The organism is Streptomyces sp. NRRL B-1347 (assembly GCF_000720325.1).
GTDB lineage: Bacteria > Actinomycetota > Actinomycetes > Streptomycetales > Streptomycetaceae > Streptomyces.
In genome coordinates this window covers 480,679-498,701 of the sequence record NZ_JOJM01000003.1, presented here as the reverse complement: position 1 = coordinate 498,701, position 18,023 = coordinate 480,679, and the positions used below count along the sequence as shown (strand labels likewise).

At 70.0% G+C, this 18,023-nt stretch carries 16 protein-coding genes and 1 pseudogene; 7 read left to right on the top strand and 10 right to left on the bottom strand.

Annotation, left to right across the window (positions count from 1 at the left end; all coding sequences use genetic code 11):
- Positions 1 to 309 precede the first annotated feature (309 nt).
- The gene (locus IG74_RS0104775; protein WP_051854538.1) at positions 310 to 1,680 is read right to left on the bottom strand and encodes a hypothetical protein; all 1,371 of its coding nucleotides are present in this window, start codon (positions 1,678 to 1,680) and stop codon (positions 310 to 312) included.
- Positions 1,681 to 1,797: 117 nt separating this feature from the next.
- Here IG74_RS0104775 and IG74_RS0104770 point away from each other — a divergent pair, with 117 nt between their 5' ends.
- On the top strand, positions 1,798 to 3,189 hold the full coding sequence (locus IG74_RS0104770) for a cytochrome P450 (protein WP_030670052.1): 1,392 nt from the start codon (positions 1,798 to 1,800) through the stop codon (positions 3,187 to 3,189).
- Positions 3,190 to 3,229: 40 nt separating this feature from the next.
- Here IG74_RS0104770 and IG74_RS0104765 read toward each other — a convergent pair whose 3' ends face one another.
- The 5 genes from IG74_RS0104765 to IG74_RS0104740 all read right to left on the bottom strand — a co-directional run bounded on the left by IG74_RS0104765 (position 3,230) and on the right by IG74_RS0104740 (position 8,475).
- Entirely contained in the window at positions 3,230 to 4,195 is a 966-nt protein-coding gene (locus tag IG74_RS0104765) for a GlxA family transcriptional regulator (protein ID WP_030670049.1), read from the bottom strand.
- 116 nt (positions 4,196 to 4,311) lie between these two features.
- On the bottom strand, positions 4,312 to 5,235 hold the full coding sequence (locus IG74_RS50820) for a DUF6415 family natural product biosynthesis protein (protein ID WP_158857452.1): 924 nt from the start codon (positions 5,233 to 5,235) through the stop codon (positions 4,312 to 4,314).
- Positions 5,236 to 5,996: 761 nt separating this feature from the next.
- Entirely contained in the window at positions 5,997 to 6,290 is a 294-nt protein-coding gene (locus IG74_RS0104755; RefSeq protein ID WP_030670043.1) for a hypothetical protein, read from the bottom strand.
- 432 nt (positions 6,291 to 6,722) lie between these two features.
- Positions 6,723 to 6,935, bottom strand: coding sequence for a hypothetical protein (locus tag IG74_RS51915; RefSeq protein ID WP_158857450.1), 213 nt, complete (start codon positions 6,933 to 6,935; stop codon positions 6,723 to 6,725).
- 259 nt (positions 6,936 to 7,194) lie between these two features.
- The gene (locus tag IG74_RS0104740; RefSeq protein ID WP_051854536.1) at positions 7,195 to 8,475 is read right to left on the bottom strand and encodes a hypothetical protein; all 1,281 of its coding nucleotides are present in this window, start codon (positions 8,473 to 8,475) and stop codon (positions 7,195 to 7,197) included.
- Between the two features lie 873 nt (positions 8,476 to 9,348).
- Between IG74_RS0104740 and IG74_RS0104735 the strand changes: the two genes are divergently transcribed.
- Entirely contained in the window at positions 9,349 to 9,762 is a 414-nt protein-coding gene (locus tag IG74_RS0104735; RefSeq protein ID WP_030670031.1) for a hypothetical protein, read from the top strand.
- A gap of 113 nt (positions 9,763 to 9,875) precedes the next feature.
- Here the strand turns inward: IG74_RS0104735 and IG74_RS51910 are convergent, their stop codons facing one another.
- A complete protein-coding gene (locus IG74_RS51910) occupies positions 9,876 to 10,013 on the bottom strand; it encodes a hypothetical protein (protein ID WP_158857448.1) in 138 nt (45 codons plus the stop codon).
- Positions 10,014 to 10,785: 772 nt separating this feature from the next.
- Between IG74_RS51910 and IG74_RS54145 the strand changes: the two are divergent.
- Both IG74_RS54145 and IG74_RS54635 read left to right on the top strand, forming a co-directional pair.
- A pseudogene (locus IG74_RS54145) lies at positions 10,786 to 10,929 on the top strand (LuxR C-terminal-related transcriptional regulator); the annotation flags it as partial.
- Between the two features lie 84 nt (positions 10,930 to 11,013).
- Positions 11,014 to 11,304 (top strand): transposase, encoded by a 291-nt coding sequence (locus IG74_RS54635; RefSeq protein WP_420709853.1) that lies wholly within the window; start codon positions 11,014 to 11,016, stop codon positions 11,302 to 11,304.
- Positions 11,305 to 12,202: 898 nt separating this feature from the next.
- On the opposite strand, the gene IG74_RS0104725 is transcribed toward IG74_RS54635, so the two are convergent.
- Complete coding sequence (locus IG74_RS0104725) at positions 12,203 to 12,610, bottom strand: peptidase inhibitor family I36 protein (RefSeq protein ID WP_030670028.1); 408 nt, start codon at positions 12,608 to 12,610, stop codon at positions 12,203 to 12,205.
- 33 nt (positions 12,611 to 12,643) lie between these two features.
- Positions 12,644 to 13,132, bottom strand: a complete 489-nt coding sequence (locus IG74_RS0104720; protein ID WP_037824374.1) for a hypothetical protein — start codon at positions 13,130 to 13,132, stop codon at positions 12,644 to 12,646.
- A gap of 907 nt (positions 13,133 to 14,039) precedes the next feature.
- On the opposite strand from IG74_RS0104720, the gene IG74_RS0104715 reads away from it, so the two are divergent.
- From IG74_RS0104715 to IG74_RS0104705, 3 genes are all read left to right on the top strand, one after another.
- Positions 14,040 to 15,059: a DUF5655 domain-containing protein gene (locus IG74_RS0104715; RefSeq protein ID WP_234334212.1), complete on the top strand. Its 1,020-nt coding sequence runs from the start codon at positions 14,040 to 14,042 to the stop codon at positions 15,057 to 15,059.
- Between the two features lie 639 nt (positions 15,060 to 15,698).
- Entirely contained in the window at positions 15,699 to 16,373 is a 675-nt protein-coding gene (locus IG74_RS0104710; RefSeq protein WP_051854535.1) for a response regulator transcription factor, read from the top strand.
- A gap of 118 nt (positions 16,374 to 16,491) precedes the next feature.
- Positions 16,492 to 16,701: a hypothetical protein gene (locus tag IG74_RS0104705; RefSeq protein ID WP_030670014.1), complete on the top strand. Its 210-nt coding sequence runs from the start codon at positions 16,492 to 16,494 to the stop codon at positions 16,699 to 16,701.
- A gap of 22 nt (positions 16,702 to 16,723) precedes the next feature.
- On the opposite strand, the gene IG74_RS0104700 is transcribed toward IG74_RS0104705, so the two are convergent.
- Positions 16,724 to 18,022: a glycosyltransferase gene (locus tag IG74_RS0104700; protein WP_030670011.1), complete on the bottom strand. Its 1,299-nt coding sequence runs from the start codon at positions 18,020 to 18,022 to the stop codon at positions 16,724 to 16,726.
- Position 18,023 lies beyond the last annotated feature (1 nt).

Genomic DNA, 18,023 nt, shown 5'->3' with positions numbered 1-18,023 from the left:
GCGGCCATATCTGTCCCGGATCCTTCGGGCCGCCGCCGTCAAGTCCGCAAGGGCGAAGTCGGGGTCCCGGTATCGGAGGCGAGAAAGCTCTCGATAGTAAGGGATCGGGGTCGGCGAGTTGTCGATGTCCTCGAAGTTCTCTTGCTCGAACTCCGGCGTGCGGACGTGACTTTGCTTCACTTGCCGCTCACTCCGCTTCTGAGAGGTGCCGCGCTCATACCCCTTGCGGCAATCCATTCCTATCAGTAGATGAAGAGCGATACGAGTCGGAATTTCACCTGGGGCGTAGAAAGTGGGAATCGTGTCCGGTCATGAGGGTCGAGGCTCGGTGTGGCGCTCATGGCTGGGGGCGGAATTCCGGAGGAACTCGTCCCACGTACGGGTCTCAGGGGCGTTGGGAGCGGCTTTCCGCAGGTGCGTGGTGAATGCCGAGATGAGTCGGTCCGTCCGGCCGTGCCAGGCTTCGCGCGGGATGGCGCCGATGGAGAGGAGTGCCGGTTCGAGGGCGTCCTGGGAGAGCTGCGCACGCGCCTGGAACACCAGTATGCGGTGGCGGTTCCGTACCAGGCCGGGGCGCAGCAGAGCGAGGGAGCGGCGGGCGTGGGCCTCGGCGTCCGCCCACTGGCCCAGGGCCGACTGCGCGAGGAGCGCGAGGAGTTCCAGCTGGGCCTGGTCGTAGAACAGCATCCATGGTGGCCGCGGCAGGGCGAGGTCGGCTCGGCACAGGGCGTCCTGGGCGTGGCCGAGGCTGCGCTGGACAGCGGTGCGGTCGCCGAAGAGGCCTTGGTGGACGGCGGTGTGGGCGAGTCCGAGCGAGGCGTAGACCGGGTCATTGCGGACGATGCCGACCGAGCGGCCCGCGTCGGCCGCGGCAAGTGCGTCGGTGAGCCGGCCGAGCCTGCGGTACAGCACCGACGCGTGTCCCCAGACGCGGAACTGCACCGCCGTATCGGTGGACAGCCCGGCGAGGACCACGGACTGCTGCAGATGCCGCTGAGCGGCGTCGAGCCGGTGGCCCTCGGTGGCGGCCCACAGGGCCGAGCAAGTGGCCGCGGCGGCAAGCGAGTAGAGCATGTTGCGTACGCGGGTGCTCGCGCTGCCGCACTGTTGGAGGTCGAGCGCCTCCTGCGCCAGGCACAAGGCGCGTGTCTCCACCTCGGTGGTGCCGCCGTGCCGGTCGTCGGCGGATACGAGGTCGGCCAGTGCCGCGGTGAGGCGCTCGACGTCGCTTACGCCGACTCGTGAGTTCGGCCCTCGGGACGTGGGGGGCGCCGCGGTTCCCGTGGTGGTCAGCGCGGTTCCCGTAGCGGTCGTGAGGGACTTGAGGTGCCGCTCGGGCGCCTGCCGCGATGCCTCGTTCGACCCCGACCCCGACCCCGACCCCGAGCCCGAGTCCGAGTCGAGGTCCAGGCCCGGGGCCGAGGCCGGGGAGGCGCTTCGCGGCGCGAACCCGAGGGCTTCCGCGGTGCGCCCGGTCAGTCGTGCCAGAGCTGCTCGCTGCTTCGCCTGAGGCCACGTCACCTCGCCGGAGAGCCACCGCCGGACCGTACGGCAGGTGGCGTTGCCGGAGCGTCCGGTGAGCTCGGCCACCTGGCCGTTGAACCGTTCGGCGAACTCCTCCTCCGTCATTCCCTGTTCGGCCATCCAGTCGGCGAGCGCCTGATTGCGCGTGCGTGCCATGGGACGACGGTAGGCGGACTTCAGCCCCACGCACGGGGACGGCACCCCTCAACCGAGGCATTACCAAGGGTTACGGAAGGTCTGCCGGCGGATCCGTGCTCTGCTGCTGCCAGCGCCTTGGCCAGTAGGAAGGGACCTTCGTTGACTTCCGCCGCTCTGCCCTTCCGCCCTGTTCCCGGCCCGCGCGGCCTGCCGCTGCTGGGCAACCTGCGGGCGTTCGGCAGGGATCCGCTCGCCTTCTTCGTCCGGCTGCGCGAGGACTTCGGAGACTGGGTGACGTGGTCGCTCGGACCGAAGCGCTGCATGCTCGTGTCCCACCCCGAACTCATCGCGGAGGTGATCAGCGGTGTCGAGCAGTGCTACGACGTCCGCCCCATCAGCTGGTCGTTCAAGCAAATCGCTGGCGACAGCGTCCTGATGAGCCGGGGAGAGGACTGGCGGCGCAAGCGCGGCCTGGTCCAGCCGGTCGTCCGTCCCCGCCAGGTGCGTGCGTACGCGGCGAACATGGTCGAGTGCAGCACGGCGCTCACCGACCGATGGCAGGACGGTGAACGCGTCGACGTGCACAGAGAGATGACCGAACTGACCCAGCGCATCATCCTCCGTACGCTGTTCGGCAACGACCTCGGTGCCAACGTCCGTGCGCTGGGCGACGCGATGACGGTGGCCCAGCGGGAGATCAGTGTCGAAGCCAGGGGCATCGGCCTGCACCTGCCGTCCTGGGCCCGCACCCCTGGCCGTCGTCGTCTGCTGCGCGCCGGGGCGATCCTCGACGCCGAGATCCACCGGCTGATCAGCGCGCGGCGTGCCGACGCGCACAGCGCGCACACGGGCGAGGACCTGCTGGACAGGCTGCTCGCGGCCCGGGACGACCAGGGGCGGCACCTGACGGCCAAGGAGGTGCGGGACGAGGCCATGACACTGTGGATCGCCGGGCACGAGACCACGTCCATCGCACTGACCTGGGTCTGGTATCTCCTGTCGACATCCCCGAGCAGCAGGGCCGAGCTCATTGAGGAGCTGAGTAGGGTTCTCGGAGGCCGTCTCCCGACCGCCGACGACTACGACCGGCTGACGTGGACTCAGTGCGTCGTCAAGGAGGCGCTGCGCCTGTACCCGCCTGCCTGGGCGCTGATCGCGACCGCACGGCCGGGAGCGACGCTGGGTGGGAGAGCGATCAGGGCGGGGACCTTGGTCTGGTGCAGTCAGTGGTCCACCCACCGGGACCCGCGCTGGTTCCCCGCCCCGACGGTCTTCCGCCCGCAGCGCTGGGCCGCTGACGCCCCGGACGTGGTGCCCGACCACACGTGGTTCCCCTTCGGGGGAGGTCGACGTACCTGCCTCGGGGCGCGGTTCGCCCTGGTCGAGGCGGTACTCGTGGTCGCCACCCTGACGCAGCGCTTCGTGCTGGATTGCGCGCCCGGCGCCCCAGCCTTGATGACAGGACTGCTCATGCAGCCGGCCGAGCCGGTGCATGCCACCGTGCGAGGGGTCGACGGAAGCCGCTGACGCCGACGAAGACGCCGTCGCAGTCGTTGCGAGGGGCCGGTCAGAAGCGGTCTCGGTACTCGGTGGGGGAGAGGCCCAGGTTGCGGTGGAAGACGCGGCGCAGGGCCTCGGGGGTGAACCCACTGCTCTCGGCGACCTGATTGATGCTGTCGCGGTGGTCCTCGAGGAGGCGGCGTGCGGTCTCAAGACGGGCCTGTTCCACGTAGCGTCCTGGCGGCATTCCGGTTTCAGCGGTGAAGGCCCGGTTGAACTGTCGGGGCGAGAGACTGGCCCGCTGGGCGAGTGCCTTCACGGAGAGATCGGCGTCAGGGTGGTCGGTGATCCGCTGCTGCACGTCGCGCAGGGGTGACCGGTGAGCGACCTGGGCGCGCAGTTGCGTGCTGAACTGCCGCTGATTGCCGGGACGGCGGAGAAAGACCACGAGGTGACGGGCGACCGTCAAGGACGCGTCGCGCCCGAGGTCCTCCTCGACGAGGGCCAGGGCCAGGTCGATGCCGCTGGTGACGCCTCCGGACGTGGACACCTTGCCGTCCCTGATGAAGATGGGGTCGGGGTCCACCTCCACTCGGGGGTATGCCCGGGTCAGCTTCTCCGCCGCGCTCCAATGCGTCGTCACCCGGTGACCGCTCAGCAGCCCGGCTTCCGCCAGTTGGAAGGCCCCGGTGCAGACGGAGACGATCCGTTCTGATCGTGGTGCGTGTCGCTTGAGCCAGGTCACGACGTCCGGCCGCACGAAGTCGCCCTGGGGACCGGTCTCAAGGCCGGGCACGAGGAGCGTGTGCGGTGCGCCGACGGCATTGAGGTCCGCGTCCGGTACGACGGTCATGCCGCTGGACGCGCGCACCGGCGCGCCACCGCAGGCCGCCGTGGTCAGCGCATAGGGCGCCGCCCCCGGTGACCTGCGGGCCGCGTAAGCATTGGCCCCGGTGAACACGTCCATGGGGCCGGCCACGTCCAGCGAGTCCATACCGTCGTAGAGCACGAAGAGCACACTCCGGGTTCTCACACACCCCAGTGTGCGCACCCGCGCGCATGACCGCAATGACAGGATTCCCGCCTTTTATGCCGTTTTCCCATGTCTGGGCGCGGCTGGCCGCGGTGTGACGCCGCCACTGGGACGGGTCACTGCCACCCCATGGCCTCGTCGACGGTATGCCGGACGAGCAGCAGAGCGCGGACGGAACGAGCCAGGCGCTGGGCATGACCCACGGTGGCCAGCAGATCCGTACCGGGTGACCAACTCATGCGGCGCCGGGCCTCGTTGACGGTCTGCTCGGCGACGTCACGGGCCGACGACACCCTGGGGAGCCGGTTCGCGCGGCGTCTAGTGTCCATGATCAGGAGCTGAAGGTGGCTGCCGAGGAGGGCCGCTACGCGCTGGGCGTCGGCGACGCGAGGCAAGGACCCTGGGCGCCGCGGGTTCCACACGTCCAGCACGCAGTCGATGGTGGCGGCCAGGCCGCGGTCGGCGGGCAGCGCGTCGGCCACGGTCTGGTGGGCGGGGCGCCGGGCCGTATCCATGTGGCTCCCGGCGTGTTCGGTGCCGTGGACGGCCAGGAGGGCCCAGACGCGTTTGCCGTGACGATGCAGCGTCCAGCCCCAGTCCTGGGACAGGGTTCCCACGAGGGCCAGTCCGCGCCCCCCGGACCCGCTCGGCACGCGTACCTGGACGGGCGCGACGGCAGAGGTGTCGGCGACCTCGACGAGCAGGAGGCCGTGGCCGTGGCTGAGCACCGCCCCGTCGCAGGCAGTCCCGTGGATGAGGGCGTTGGTCACGAGTTCCGTGACGACCAGGCCTACGTCGTCGACCATCTGGGCCACTCCCCATGTGCGCAGGGCATCGGTGAAGGCGTGCCGCAGGCCTGAGACGGCCGCGAGGTGGGGGACGCCGTCCATGGCGAGCTGATGCGCTGAGTCGAGGCGCAGGACGAGCCGCGCGTCGCGACAGCCGGGCGAAGCCGACGACGACGGACTGTCCTCCCGGCCGTGGCCCTGTTCACTGCGCAGCGCCAGTGCCGGTCCGCACTGGTGTGATGGATCGGTCATGGTCATGTGCAACCCTCACTGGTCGGTCGATGGCCTCGTCGGCATGATGAGCGCGTGTGCGCAGGCCCGATCTCGGCGCGCCGAGATCTACGGGGCCGTCCGATCGGCGGGTGAGGTCCTTCGCGATGCGCTGGTTCACCGGCAGTCCCGTGAGTGAGGGGCTGGTGTCGTTCATCGTTGTTCCGCTCTCGCAGTGGGGGTGGCCCCGGGAGTCCACTGAGTGTCCGTCAGGTGTTCCCGTGGCCTGCTTGCGGTGGGTGAGCAGTGGCTAGAAGAGCACGTTGGAGATGGTGATCGGTAGGACGAAGTCAGGGCTGTCCGGCTGCGAGCAACCGGACATCTTGTCGGCTCTCTACGCGGCCGTCGCCGACCGCACTCAGCTGCCGCCCTTGGCGCGCATGAACGTTTCGCGTCCGCTTCGGAAACCGGCGTATCCAGGGGCTCTCCCCGGGGAGAACCGCAGTGCGGATTATCGTTTTCCCTATCGAGCATCAGGCGGAGGGCCTATCCGCCCCGTCACCGACCGGGTGGCGCAGTCACGCGCGCAGGCTCTGTCCGGAGATCCGGACAGAGCCTGCGGCATCGTCACACACCATGTCGCCAGTGGGAGCTTCGGACGACTGCGGAGCACGCCTTCACCGACCCGGTCGGCTGGACCGTCCCGTTCCGGCAGCGGATCACCTGCCAGGAGCGGAGCAGATCACCTGCGAGGAACGAGGCGGATCACCTTGGGCAAGGGCATGTCCCGGGTGCCGACGGGGTTACAGGTCCGTGGCCCCGTAGCACGCGAGCTCGGCCGTGTAGGACGGCACCTGGGAGATGTGCTGCAGGAGCGTCTCGCACGTGAGGGGGCTCACCGCTGGGACCTTGAGCCCGCCGACCCCGCAAGCAATGTTGCCGTCGATGGTGGTGCGGTTGTTGGGCTCGTTGGCGAGGTACTGCGCGCAGGCGTCCCCGTCGGCCTGTGCGGCCGGGGCCGTGATGACCGCGCCGCCCGCGACGAGGGCGGCAGCGCCCACAACGGTGGCCAGGCGCTTGGTCAGGTTGGAGTTCATGAATTCCCTTACGAGAGCGATGTGATGGAGGACGAAGCCAGAAAGTGGAATATGTTCTTCCGTATGTTCAGTCAGGTAACCGCACGATGCGACCATCGGTTACGCCCTCCGCCGATCCTTCTTCGGAACTTCCCGCTCAGGCCCATGCGCATCCTGACCACCCCGATCACCCCGCACCGGCCTGCTGGGCGGAGTGCAGGGCTGTGTTCCTGTGGTGGAAGGCGAGTTCGGTGTCGTGGGCGGACAGGAGTGCCCAGACCTGTTTGCCGTGACGATGCGGCGCCCAGCCCCGGTGACGGGACAGGGCGTGTACGAGGATCAGGCCCCGCCCTCCGGATTCGCGCGGTACGCGCACCCGGACCGGTGCGACGCGGAGGCGTCGGCGACCTCGATGAGCAGTAGTCCGTGACCGTGACGCAGGGCCGTCTCACCTCAAGGAGCCGCGTGGACAAGGGTGTTGGTCACGAGTTCCGTGGCCACGAGGACCACGTCGTCCGTCCAGTGGGCAAGGCCCCAGGCGCGCAGGGCGCCGGCGAGTGTGCGCCGCATCCGTGCGACGGCCGTGGTGTTGGGGGACACCCGCCACGGTGTGCTGGTCCTCGGGGGCGAGACGCAGTACGAGCCGTGCATGGCGGCAGGAGGCATCGCCCAGCGGTAGAGGGGTGCTCTCCTGGCAGAAGCACAGCAGGCTGCCCAGCGTCAACGCTGGTTCGCACCGCGGTGACGGATCGTTCATCCGCCGCTCGCAGGCTCGGTGACGCTGTCTCGGCGTGCCGCGGAGTGTGTGCACGTGGCATGGCTAAAGGACTACTGGCCGTCGACCTCGTGGCGCTAGGCCGAACTCGGGGTTTCGGCGTGCGCGCACCCGGACGAAACGGGTCCGCCCGCTCTCATCGCTCCCCGGTCATCCGTCCTTCCGCTTCACGGTGATGCCGTGGTGTCGCGCGTAGGCGGTCCATGTCCCGGTTTCGGGGGCGTCGGGCGCGAGGGTGCGCATGCGTGCGGTGAAGGCGGTGACGAGTCGGCCGGTGCGTCCGTGCCAGGCGTCGCTCGGGATGGTTGCGATGGTGATGGCGGCCGGTTCCAGGGCGCCTTGTTCGAGTTGTGCGCGCGCGAGGTGGACCACACCGCGATGGCGGTTGCGCGCCAGGGCGGGACGATGGCGCAGGAGGGCGAGGGCATGGTGCGCCCGCGCCTCGGCATCCGGCCAGCGTTCAAGGGTTACCAGGGTGGTGACGGCGAAGAGGTCGAGCCCGGCCTGGTCGTAGAAGCGGATCCAGGGGGGCCGGGGCAGCGCGAGGTCGGCGCGGCCGAGCGCGTCCTGGGCCCGGCCGATGCTGCGCAAGGCAGCTGCTTCGTCCCTCATGCCACCACGGTGGACGGCGGTTTGCATGAACGCGAGTGAGGCGAAGAGCGCATCGCGGCGGTTGATCGAGAGCGAGCGGCTGACGTCCGCGGCGGCGAGGGCGTCGGTGTGCCGGCCGAGTTGGCGGTAGAGCCCGCCGGCCAGTCCCCAAGCGAGGTACTGCGCGGCCGAGTCGGTGGACAGGCCGGCGAGGGTCACCGCCTGGTGCAGGTGTTCCTGTGCGGCGGGGAAGCGGTGTCCGTCGGTGGCCGCGTGCAGGGCGCTGGCCGCGAACGCGGCGGCCAGGGCGTAGAGGTCGTTCCGCACGCGGGTGCTCATGGTGCCGCGCTGCTGGAGGTCGAGGGCTTGCCGGACGAGTGCGGCGGCACCGTTCTCCACGGCCTCGGTTCCGCCGTACCGGTGGTCGCTGTCCACGACCTCGGTCAGCTTCGTGGCCAGACGGGCGACATCGCTGTGGCCCACCCGGGCCGATGGCCCCCGGAACACGGGGGCGGCGACGTCCTGTGCCGGGGAGAGAGGCATGCCTCTTCGCGGGGCTCCCGTGCGCTCCGCGCCCGGGATGTCCGGACGGGGGTGCCGGGGGGCGAAGCCCAGGGTGTGCAGGGGCAGGCCCGTGAGCCGCGCCAGAGCCATGCGCTGGTTGGCCTGCGGCCAGGTCACCTCGCCGGAGAGCCATCGGCGGATGGTGCGATCGGTGGCGGTGCCGGGTCGCCCGGTGAGGGCGGAGAGTTGGGCGTTGACCAGGGCGGCGACCGCGCCCGCGGTCAGTATGTGTTCGGTCATCCAGTCGGCGAGCGCCTGATTGCGCGTGCTGGCCATACGGCCGACGGTAAAGGAGACGCTCTGTACGCGAATGAGCGCGAACGGGCTTGCTTCGCTCGAAGGTGTACACCCGGAGCGATCGGGTTTCAACGGCCCCGGCCGCCGCGGCCACGGTGGTGACGCGCGCTTCCCCGGCTCGGCGAGCATGGACGAGGGCGGGCCCGCGTCCGCCAGGGGGCTGGGCGCGGGTGGGCCGTGGCTCCGTGCGGCGTCTGACGCGAAGCGAACAGCGCCGGGAGGTCGGCTTCCGCCACGAACCGGTTGAGCGGGACGGCGAACCACTTGTCATGGAGCGTCCTCATCGAGGCCGCGCCGGGATGTGCGCCTGGCATGGCTCAGATGAGAGCGGTCGCTGCCTGCGCGGCAGTAGGACGAACAGCAAGTTTCCGAGTGCAGGTACTCGGACGAATTGACCGTCTCTTTACTCGGGATGGGGGGCTTCTCCCGTGCGTTGCGGATGGCGAACTGCCGTGTGAGCTGCGGGTTTCAATCGCGATGCAGCGATGGGCGGCTCGGTGGCCGCCTCGCCGGGGCGCGCCAGTACCTGTTGCCACGTGCAATGGATCGACTACAGAATGTCCTCAGATGGAATGGATCCGGCCTGCGGGTTGATCCTCACACCTGTCGCCCCCCTCCCCCCACCTCAGCCGGTGCCACCACCGGCGCTGGGCGCCAGCCCCCCACCCCCACTCCACTGGCCATCGGGCCGGTTACCGCTGGTCGGCTCCTGAGCTGACACCAGAGTGCTGCCCGCGCTGTGCAGCACACCCCCTTGAACAGGCCTCGTGCGGGGGCCTTGAACCGGTGCGCCCAGCGGTGCCCCGGACCGCCCGTCAGAGAGATCCGCCCACCCCGTAAGGGAGAACACCCGTGACCAAACGCTTCAGTACCAGGAGCCGCGCCGCGCTGTCGGCGTTCGCAATGCTGCTCGCCGCCACCGGCGTGATGGCCGTCGAGGCCCCGGCCGCCCAGGCCTCCACGGGCAGCGTCACCATCGTCTGGCACGACGGCCACGGTAACGTCGTCGGCACGAGCACGTTGGAGCCCCCCTTCACCACGGGCTCGTGGTGCGTGGATGCTCCTCTCATCCCGGCTGGGGCCGACCATGGCACCGTGACCAACAACGTCATCAACGCAACCCGTAACGTCACCGCCTACGACACTCTAGGCTGCGACGACACCCAAACTCCTGAGACCATCAGGTACCAGAAGACCGGCACCCAAGAAGTCGGCATCCACCCGATTCTCAGCACGCCCGTGTTCTCGGTCTATATCCCGGAGTAGGCAGCCGGTGAACTCCCCACCGGGCCGCCCGTAAGCGCCCTGGCCGGCCGCAGCCCCATACCCGGTGAAGGCTGGGGCTGCGGCTCCAAGGAAGGGCGGGTGGGTGGGGGAAATCAGGGGCCCACACGAGCCGTCTCGTCGTCCGGCGTGGGCGCCGGGGTGTCGGTCTCCGGCCGAGGCCGCATCAGGGAGACGGAGAGGACCGCGGCTACGAGGACACCGGTCCTGCCCACCACGAAGCTCGCGGACATCGCGTCGGTGAAGGCGTCCCGAGCCGCGTTGAGCAGCGCGCCGCGTCCCAGTGCGGACGGCCTCCACGAAGGCCTCGACGATGGACTCGTCGGCCTTGCCGGGCGCGTCCTCCGGCATCGCGTTTGCCGTACGTGCGGGAGAGGATGGACCGAGGGCCGCGAGCCCGAGGGCGGCGCCCGCCTGCTGGACGGTGTCGTTGAGGGCGGAGCCGATCCCCGCGTGCTCGGCGGGGGCCGCGCCCATCAGCGCGGTCGGCATCGCGAGGCCGCCGCTTTGCCCGTGAGGACCATCGCGAGGGTGACGATGCCGAAACCGTCACCGCGCTCCAGAGTCGGGTGAAGAAGCCCGCCGCGATGATCGCCAGACCCGTCGCCAGCATGACGCGGTTGCCGAGCTTCTGGCCGAGCGTGGCGCCCAGGGTTGGAGACGAGTGAGGCGATGGCGAGCGGGGCGGAGGCCCAGCCGGGTCTCCCAGAGGCCGAAGTCGGCCAGGCAGGCGGCGGTAGCGCTGCGTCTGGGAAGCGGAGGGGCTGTCCACCGGAACCTTGGCGATGGCTGGGCCGCCGCTCGTCCGCGTGCTCCTCGCCTCCCACCGGGAAGAGAACGCGGCCCTCGCCCTCGCCGCCGGGCGGCCGGATACGTCCTCAAGGGCACTCCGCCTGGCGGAAGGCTGGACCATGATGTCGGCCGGCACCAGCCGGAAGGTCGCCTCGCGGGTGCTCACGCACGTCGCCCGGCGTTCCTCGCGACCCACTCGCTCAACTCTCGCCCCGCGAACGCTACGTCCTGGTAGTCGTAGCCTGCGGCCTCTCGAACGCGGAGATCTTCCTGAGGCTGCACCTGAGCCTCGGCACAGTGAAGGAACGCGCCCGGGCAAATTTCCGCAAGCTGCACGTCGAGCGCCGCCGCCAGGCCGCACTCGTCGCGGAGCGGGCCGGGCTGATCCAGGGCCTGCCCGATGGGCCGGGGACGTGCTGGTGGGCGGATCGTTCGAGGCATGTGAGGCGGGGCGATCTGGGCGATGCGGAGTGGTCTCGGCTGGAGCCGCACCTGCTAGAGCACGTTGGCCGCGGAGGCAGTGGGAAGCGCCACCGCACGGTGGTCGATGCGATTCTCTTCCGGCTGCGGAACGGCGCCGCGTGGCGGGATCCGCCGCGCGCTTCGGGACGTGGCAGATGGTGTGCGACCGTCATCGCCGCTGCTGATCCGCGGGCGGCACGTGGGAGCAGGTCCTGCGTGCGATCCAGGCGGACGCCGACACGGAAGGGCGTATCGACTGGTCGACGGTGAGCGCGAATTCCACCGTGTGCCGCGCTCACCAGCACGCGGCTGGTGCCCGCGCACTGGCGCCGTGCAAGCCCGGCACACGTGCCCCGGCTTGCCCAGCACCGGCCGGACGAAGCCCTCGGCCGTTCACGCGGCGGGCTGACAACGAAGATCCACCTGGCCGGGGCGGGCAGGCTACGGCCCCTGGCCGTGCTGCTCGCCCCGGCCAGTAGGGTGATCCCCGCAGATGGTCGCGGTCCTGGAACGCGTTCGCGTCCCCCGCCCGGCCGGTGGCCGCCCCGCCCCCGGCCAGACCACCTCAGCGACGGCAAAGCGTACTCATCGCACCGCAACCGCCGGTACCTGCGGCGTCGGCAGATCAAACACACCATTCCCGAACGTCGCGACCAGCGGGCCCACCGCCAACGCCGGGACGGCAACGGGGGCAGGCCCACCAGGTGCTACGCGGCAGGCTATGCCCGCGGGAACGAAGTCGATTGGTTGACCGACCAGTTGAAGATCTACCGGGCCGTGGCCATGCGCTTCGACGAGCGGGGGTACGTCCTTCACGGCAGGTGACCGTCGGCGCCTGGCCTGCGGCGAGGACGGTGGGGTCGGCGGGTATGACGCGTTCTCCTGGATCGACGCGGTCGAATCGACCGACAGGGTGCGACCCGTTCGACCGGACCGGCGCCTGATCGTCCGCACGATCGCCGGGGGGTTGGGTGTGGGGGTGTCGATTCGGGTGAGGGTGCTCGTGGCGGTTACGCAAGTGGAGCCCCGTCCGGTGCGTGGACGGCGCCCCTCCTTGTGTGTACGAGCGCCTGCGAGGTGTGCGGATGACGCCATGCATGTGGCCCTCACCTGCGCACCTTTCGCACCGGCATGGTGGGCTGTGGCTATTTGGGCGACTACTGAGCCCTCAGCCGCAGCCCATGAACCCCACGTGGGCGTCGCCCCGGTCGTTGGCGGTGGCGTTGTAGCGGACTTCGTCGCCCGGGCGGAGACAGATCGTCATGTCACCGCCGGTGGACGGGAACTGGATGGCGCTCTCGTACACCCTGACGTGGTCCTTGACGCCCGGCCCTGGGACCCTGTGGTTCGCCCAGGAGGAGTCCTCGTCGGCGATCGACGTATCCCACCAATCGTCGTCACCGGACCAGCTGACGCGCTGGCCGCCGAAGTCGGCGTCGGTCCAGGCGCAGAAGTTGCCGCTCGGGCAGTCCGCCGCCGACGCGGGCGCTGCGGTGGTCAGGCCCATGCCGGTGGCGAGCAGGGCGGCGGCGAGCAGGGCCACGGGCTGTTTCAGCAGGACTACTGGATGCTTCATGAAGGGGTCCCTTTCTGGTTGTGAGGGTGTGCTTCAGCTCTTGTTCGAGCTTGTTTCGGCTTTCGCCTCGGCGGACAGCAGAGCCCTCGCCTTGGTGAGCGCGTGGGCACGCAGCTCCCGGTAGGCGGCGCGGTCGCGCGACGGGGCCTTGGACTTGAGGTTGTTGACGTTCGTGACTGCTCGGAACCAGCGGTCCTGGTCTCCGTAGAGGCGCCGCTCGGCGGCGGCCAGGCAGCCGTCGGTGTGGTGGCCGATGACGTGCCCGCTGGGCAGCTTGAGGGTGAGCTCGGCCCGCCCGGTGCCGAACAGCGCGCGGTCGACCCGGCGGGCCTCGGTCACGCGTGTGGGCCGTTCGCCGGGACGCGGCGGGGTGAGCCCCTGGCGGGTCAGACAGCGTTCGGTGAGCAGGAGTTGGGCGGCCTTGAGTGTGTCGGCCGGGCTGAGCGAGACGGTCGGCTCACGGGGCCTGCCGCAGCCGGTGAGTCCCGTCAGGCCGGTGAGCAGACAGGCGACCGCGAACAAGGAGGCGGCACGCGGGAGCTGTTGCCGGGTTCGGCGACGTTGCGGCAGCGGGCCCGGCCTCACCTGGCGGTGGTCGCTGTGAGTGGTCCGGTGGACGAAGCGGCCTCGGGGGCGCCGCCGAGTGCGGTCGGGGCGACCGTTGTGGGGGCGGTGACGTGCGCCGCGGCCGGGTGCCGCACGAGGCCTCCAGGGGTGACGGGGGGAGATACAAGGAGTTCTTCCCCGGGCGTCCTCGCAGGTAGGCACAGGTTCACTCGCACCAGTGAGTAGTCGTACCGCAGCTGTCACTGGCACCTCCCAGGGCTCGTACGCTTCCCGGGCCGCTACCGGAGGTGTGGCGTCACACGCTCGTGCCCGGTGCGTGGGGACGGCCGTCGAGGACCCTCAGGAGCACCAGCCGGGCCGACAGGTTGATGGCGGCGGCGAGCGGGGCGTCGGTGAGGACGGTGAGGAGGCTGACGGCAATGCGGCCCGGCTGTCCCGCAGTACAGCAACCTGACCAACCCGGCTCCCCAGGACGAGCCCTTGCCCCCCCACGTGGTCTGGGATGTGGTGTGGGGCGGCGTGACTGTGGGCGTCATCGGGGGCGCGTTCGGCAACCCGGAGAAGTCCACAGCGTGACCCGCCACCCCGGCTGTGCTGCGGCTTTAAGAGGAGGTGTCTAGAAGGCACGCGCGCTATCCACTGAGCTACGAGGGCTGACCTGTGAAAACGCAGCTTCCTGGCGCTATTCCCCGGGGCGCGGGGGACACATGTGGGAATCGTAGATCCCTGTGACTGGGGGCGCGAGCAGCCTGTGGCCGAGCCGTACGTAGGGCCTCACACTATCTTCACGCCTCCGAAGCCCCGCGTGGAAACAATCCTGCACCTCATGGGCGTTGGTGATCTCCGAGCCAAGGAAGGGTAGGTGTCAGGCCTGAAGCTGTTCCACACGACGCATAGCGGCGTGACCGAGGTCATGCCGCGTCTTGCTGAGGTCGAGGCTGACGTACAGGACCTCGTCGAGGCGCACATGGAGACCATGCTGGGCGTCACGTTCCTCGCGAGCGAGTACGTCATCGACTGCGTCGACGGGGGACGGATCGACTCGCTGGGCCTCGACGAGAACGGCGCACCCGTGATCGTGGAGTACAAGCGCGGCACCGACGCAGGCGTGATCAACCAGGGCTTCTATTGCATGGCCTGGCTGACGAACCACAAGGACGCCTTCCGGAACCTGGTCCGCGACCGGCTCGGGGCCACGGCCGCGTCCCAGATCCTGTGGAGCGCACCGAGGCTGATCTGCGTGGCCGGCGACTTCACCCGCTACGACGCGCACGCCGTTCGCGAGCACCGGCGCTCCATCGACCTGGTCCGCTACCGGTACTTCGGCAGCGACCACTTCGGCCTGGAGACAGTGGCCTCCGTCATGGGGCACTCGGCCGAGGCCAAGCGGATGCGGCGCCGTGTCGACGGGGGACCCCCGGCTCGAGGTCGGGGCGGTGCGATGGCCGAGCTGACCGAGGCGGTGGACGAGGCCCTGGTGGGACTCGGGGACGGCATCACCCGGGTGCAGCGCAAGCAGTACCGGGCCTACCGACGGCTGCGGAACTTCGCCAGCGTCTGCCCGCCGCAGCAGACCAAGCTCCTCGTCTACCTCAAGGCCGACCCGAAGGAGGTCGACCTCGTCCCTGGCTTCACCCGGGACGTGACAGGGCTCGGCCACCACGGCACGGGCGACCTGGAGCTGCAGCTGCGTACGGAGCGGGACCTGGAGCGCGCCTCGGGCGGGAAAGCATCCGCGAGCCGGCCCTCGAAGGGCTCGGCGCGGCGGCGAGTCGATCGAGCGGAACCAGCCCGACCGATCATCCTCACCGGCAAGCGCAAAGGGCAGCCCCCCCCGCGTCGCGAGCATCTACCGCTAGACGACGAGGGCCCAGGTCTCTGACCTGGGCCCTCGTTCAAGAGCGAGTGCCTGAAATAGAACCGGCGTTCCGAGCTTGGGAATCGCGTGGGGCTTGACGGCTTGTGGGGCCTCTGATCTGCGGAAACGCGTGGAATGGCAGTTCTGGAGGCTGTCGGGGGTGGTTTCCGGTGACCCTTGTCCACCGTCCGGGACGGCACCCGGTGGCACGGGAGGAGTCGTGGCCGACGCGCATGTCCTCGGCGGTGAGGCGGGCGCGTGGCCCAGCTGCCGACAGTGATAGCGATGGCTTAAATGTATCTCTTTACGTCCTTTCGGATATTCCGGGAATTGGGGACCCTGGTCTTGATCAGCAATCGCGTTTCCGGTTGCTCACGGTCTAACTGGCGGCCGGAACCTGAGGTCAGGAGGCTCTTCATGCCGTTGTGGGATGTCACCTTCCGTACGCGTCGCTCTCTCGGGGAGCAGGGTGTGTGCGGGTTCCAGATCTGGGTCGTCGATGCCTGTTCGCGTGCCGATGCGATGGAGCGGGCGGTGGGGGAGGCTCGTACCAGCCGTGCGAGGCGTCACCGGCGGGGCGCTGTAGTTGACTTTTCCGCCGTCACGGTGAGGAAGCGTCCTCGTGTCTCTGTCTGGGCCATCGGCTGATCGACGATGCCTCGTGTGCTGGTTGCCGTGGCCGACCGGTTCCTGCTCGGTGCGCTTGAGCCGGTTTTTCGTCCTCGGGAGGGGATTGTGCGGGCGGGGGTCGTCCGGGACGGCGCCGCTGTCGCTTCTGGCGTGCGCGGCCTCGGTGCGGACCTCGTGCTGCTCGATGCGTGTCTGCCGGGCGCCCCCACCCTGGCCGTGCTCAGGGCGGTTGCCTCTCTGTCGGTAGTGCCGAGGGTGATCGTGCTGGCGCCGTCCGAGCCGGGCATGGAGGTGTCCGTCTGGCTGCGGGCCGGGGCGTCGGCGGTTCTGCTCAGACAGGCCCCTGCGGAGGTGATCGAGGCCGTGACGTGCGGTGCGGCGGTCCATTCGGCCGGTGCCGCCCGGCAACTGTTCGGGCAATCCCAGAGACGGTCGTCGGCCCACGAGGCGCTCGGGCGTCTCACGCACCGGGAACGTCAGGTCCTCGTACTCGTGACACAGGGGCGGAGCAACCGGCAGATCGCGGACAGGCTCCGGATGAGTGAGGGCACGGTGAAGGGCCACGTCAGCCGGATGATGGCCAAGATCGGTGCGGACAATCGGGTCCAGGCGGCGCTGGTGGGCTACGAAGCCGGCCTGGTGGGCCGGGAGAGCGATGGCCGTTCCGCCGGGGAGCCGGGTGGGGCGCCGCCGAGCCGGGGGCCTTGAGGAGCTCCGGCGTGAGCGGTGCGAGCCGGAAGCGGACGAGGGCACCGCCCTGGTTCCCACGGGGCGCGTGAGGTGCTGTGCCACAGAGCTGGGGGGTAACAGAGACAAGGAGATCACCATGTTGATCGGTCCCGGACTGGCGGGCATGCCCATGGACGAGTGGAAGGTCCGCACGGCCAAGGGCAAGGAGTACGTGTTCGACACCCGCGAGGAGGCGGTGGAGGCGCTCCCCGAGTACGGCGAGGGCGCCACCGTGTGGAAGCGGCGCGTCTATCGCGGCATCGCCAACATGACGATGTCTCCGGAGGGTTGGCGGCAGGTCATCTGAACCGCCGCCCCAGCGGAAGCTGTCATGGGCGCTGGTCCGCTGCCAGGCGGGCCAGCGCCGAGAGCTGGGCGGCGACGCCATCGCCTGTCCCGTGGGCCCGTGCGTCCGCGAGAGCCCGCCGGGCGTCGTCGTAGCGGCCGCACGCCAGGGCCAGCATGCTCCGCAACTCGTGCAGCCGTCCGGTGGCAGGCCAGGGCTCATGCCCGTGCCCGTGCTCGGTGACGGCGCCGATGTCATCCACCATTCGGGAGAGCGCGGTCACCGCGTGACTGGACTCGACGAGGGTGCGGTAGTACGTGGCCTCCAGCGCCCGGTGCGCATCGTCCAGCCGCGCGGCGTACGTATGGACGTCCTGCTCCGAGCCGTAGCGCAGGGCGAGTTCACACAGCAGGGCCCACGAGTCGGGCACCCGCTCGCGTGCGTAGTCCGGGGCATCGGTCGGGCACCGGGACAGGGCGCTCTGAAGGCGGGTGAACAGCTCCCGCGACCGGGCCGGTGAGGTGGGAGCCCGCAGCGCGGCCCGGACCTGGTAGAACGCCCACTTGGGGTTGTCCGGCTCCTGGCTGCGACATAGCTCCACCAGCCGCTCGCGGGCGGCGAGCTTGTCCTTCCGCTCGATGACGGCGGGTTCGTAGCCGGTGTGCTCGAAGCGCACGTCGACGTGGACGGCCGGGGCCGCGTTCCCCCGTATGTCGTAGGGGTGTTCGTGCACCCGGCCGCGGAAGCGGAGCGCGGTACCTGCACGGACGGCGCGGGGCAGGTCGGGGTAGCTGCGGCCGTCGGTGTCGGTGACGCGGGGGCAGACGGCGAGATCGGTGTCTGGCAGGAGGTAGTCCAGTACGGCCAGGGCCCGGCGGATGCGGCCGCTGGTGGCGGCGTTGAGGGATTCGTCGGCGTCCACGTGGATCAGCCATCCGGCGGACACGTGCGCGAAGGCGAGGTTGCGGTGGTGGGCGAAGTCGTCGGCCCACGGGGCGGCGAGCACCGTCAGCGCGTCCGTCGCGTCCGCCGCGATGTCCAAAGTGCGGTCGGTGGAACCCGAGTCGATCAGCAGGACGCGGTCCACCTCGTCCTCAAGGGCGTGCAGGCAGGACCCGATGGACGCCTCCTCGTCCCGGGTCAGGACCACCGCGGTGACCGGCGGCGGCCGGCCCTCCCTTGCGTACCGCGCCGTGAGCGAGGGCCAGTCCCCGGGCGGGGCGACGGGCGCTTCGTGCAAGGCGCGGCTGACTGCGGTGATCAGGCGCAGGTCGGCGGCGAGCGGGCCGCCGCCGTCCGGTCCGGACCGTCCGGCCTGCTCCATCAGTTCCGCGAAGCGCATG

Excerpts from the sequence above, each read along its gene's own strand:
- IG74_RS0104775 (WP_051854538.1), bottom strand. The coding sequence starts at position 1,680 with ATGGCACGCACGCGCAATCAGGCGCTCGCCGACTGGATGGCCGAACAG.
- IG74_RS50820 (WP_158857452.1), bottom strand. The coding sequence starts at position 5,235 with ATGACCGATCCATCACACCAGTGCGGACCGGCACTGGCGCTGCGCAGT.
- IG74_RS0104755 (WP_030670043.1), bottom strand. The coding sequence starts at position 6,290 with ATGAACTCCAACCTGACCAAGCGCCTGGCCACCGTTGTGGGCGCTGCC.
- IG74_RS51915 (WP_158857450.1), bottom strand. The coding sequence starts at position 6,935 with ATGCCTCCTGCCGCCATGCACGGCTCGTACTGCGTCTCGCCCCCGAGG.
- IG74_RS0104740 (WP_051854536.1), bottom strand. The coding sequence starts at position 8,475 with ATGGCCAGCACGCGCAATCAGGCGCTCGCCGACTGGATGACCGAACAC.
- IG74_RS51910 (WP_158857448.1), bottom strand. The coding sequence starts at position 10,013 with ATGTCCGCGAGCTTCGTGGTGGGCAGGACCGGTGTCCTCGTAGCCGCG.
- IG74_RS0104725 (WP_030670028.1), bottom strand. The coding sequence starts at position 12,610 with ATGAAGCATCCAGTAGTCCTGCTGAAACAGCCCGTGGCCCTGCTCGCC.
- IG74_RS0104705 (WP_030670014.1), top strand. The coding sequence starts at position 16,492 with ATGTTGATCGGTCCCGGACTGGCGGGCATGCCCATGGACGAGTGGAAG.
- IG74_RS0104700 (WP_030670011.1), bottom strand. The coding sequence starts at position 18,022 with ATGCGCTTCGCGGAACTGATGGAGCAGGCCGGACGGTCCGGACCGGAC.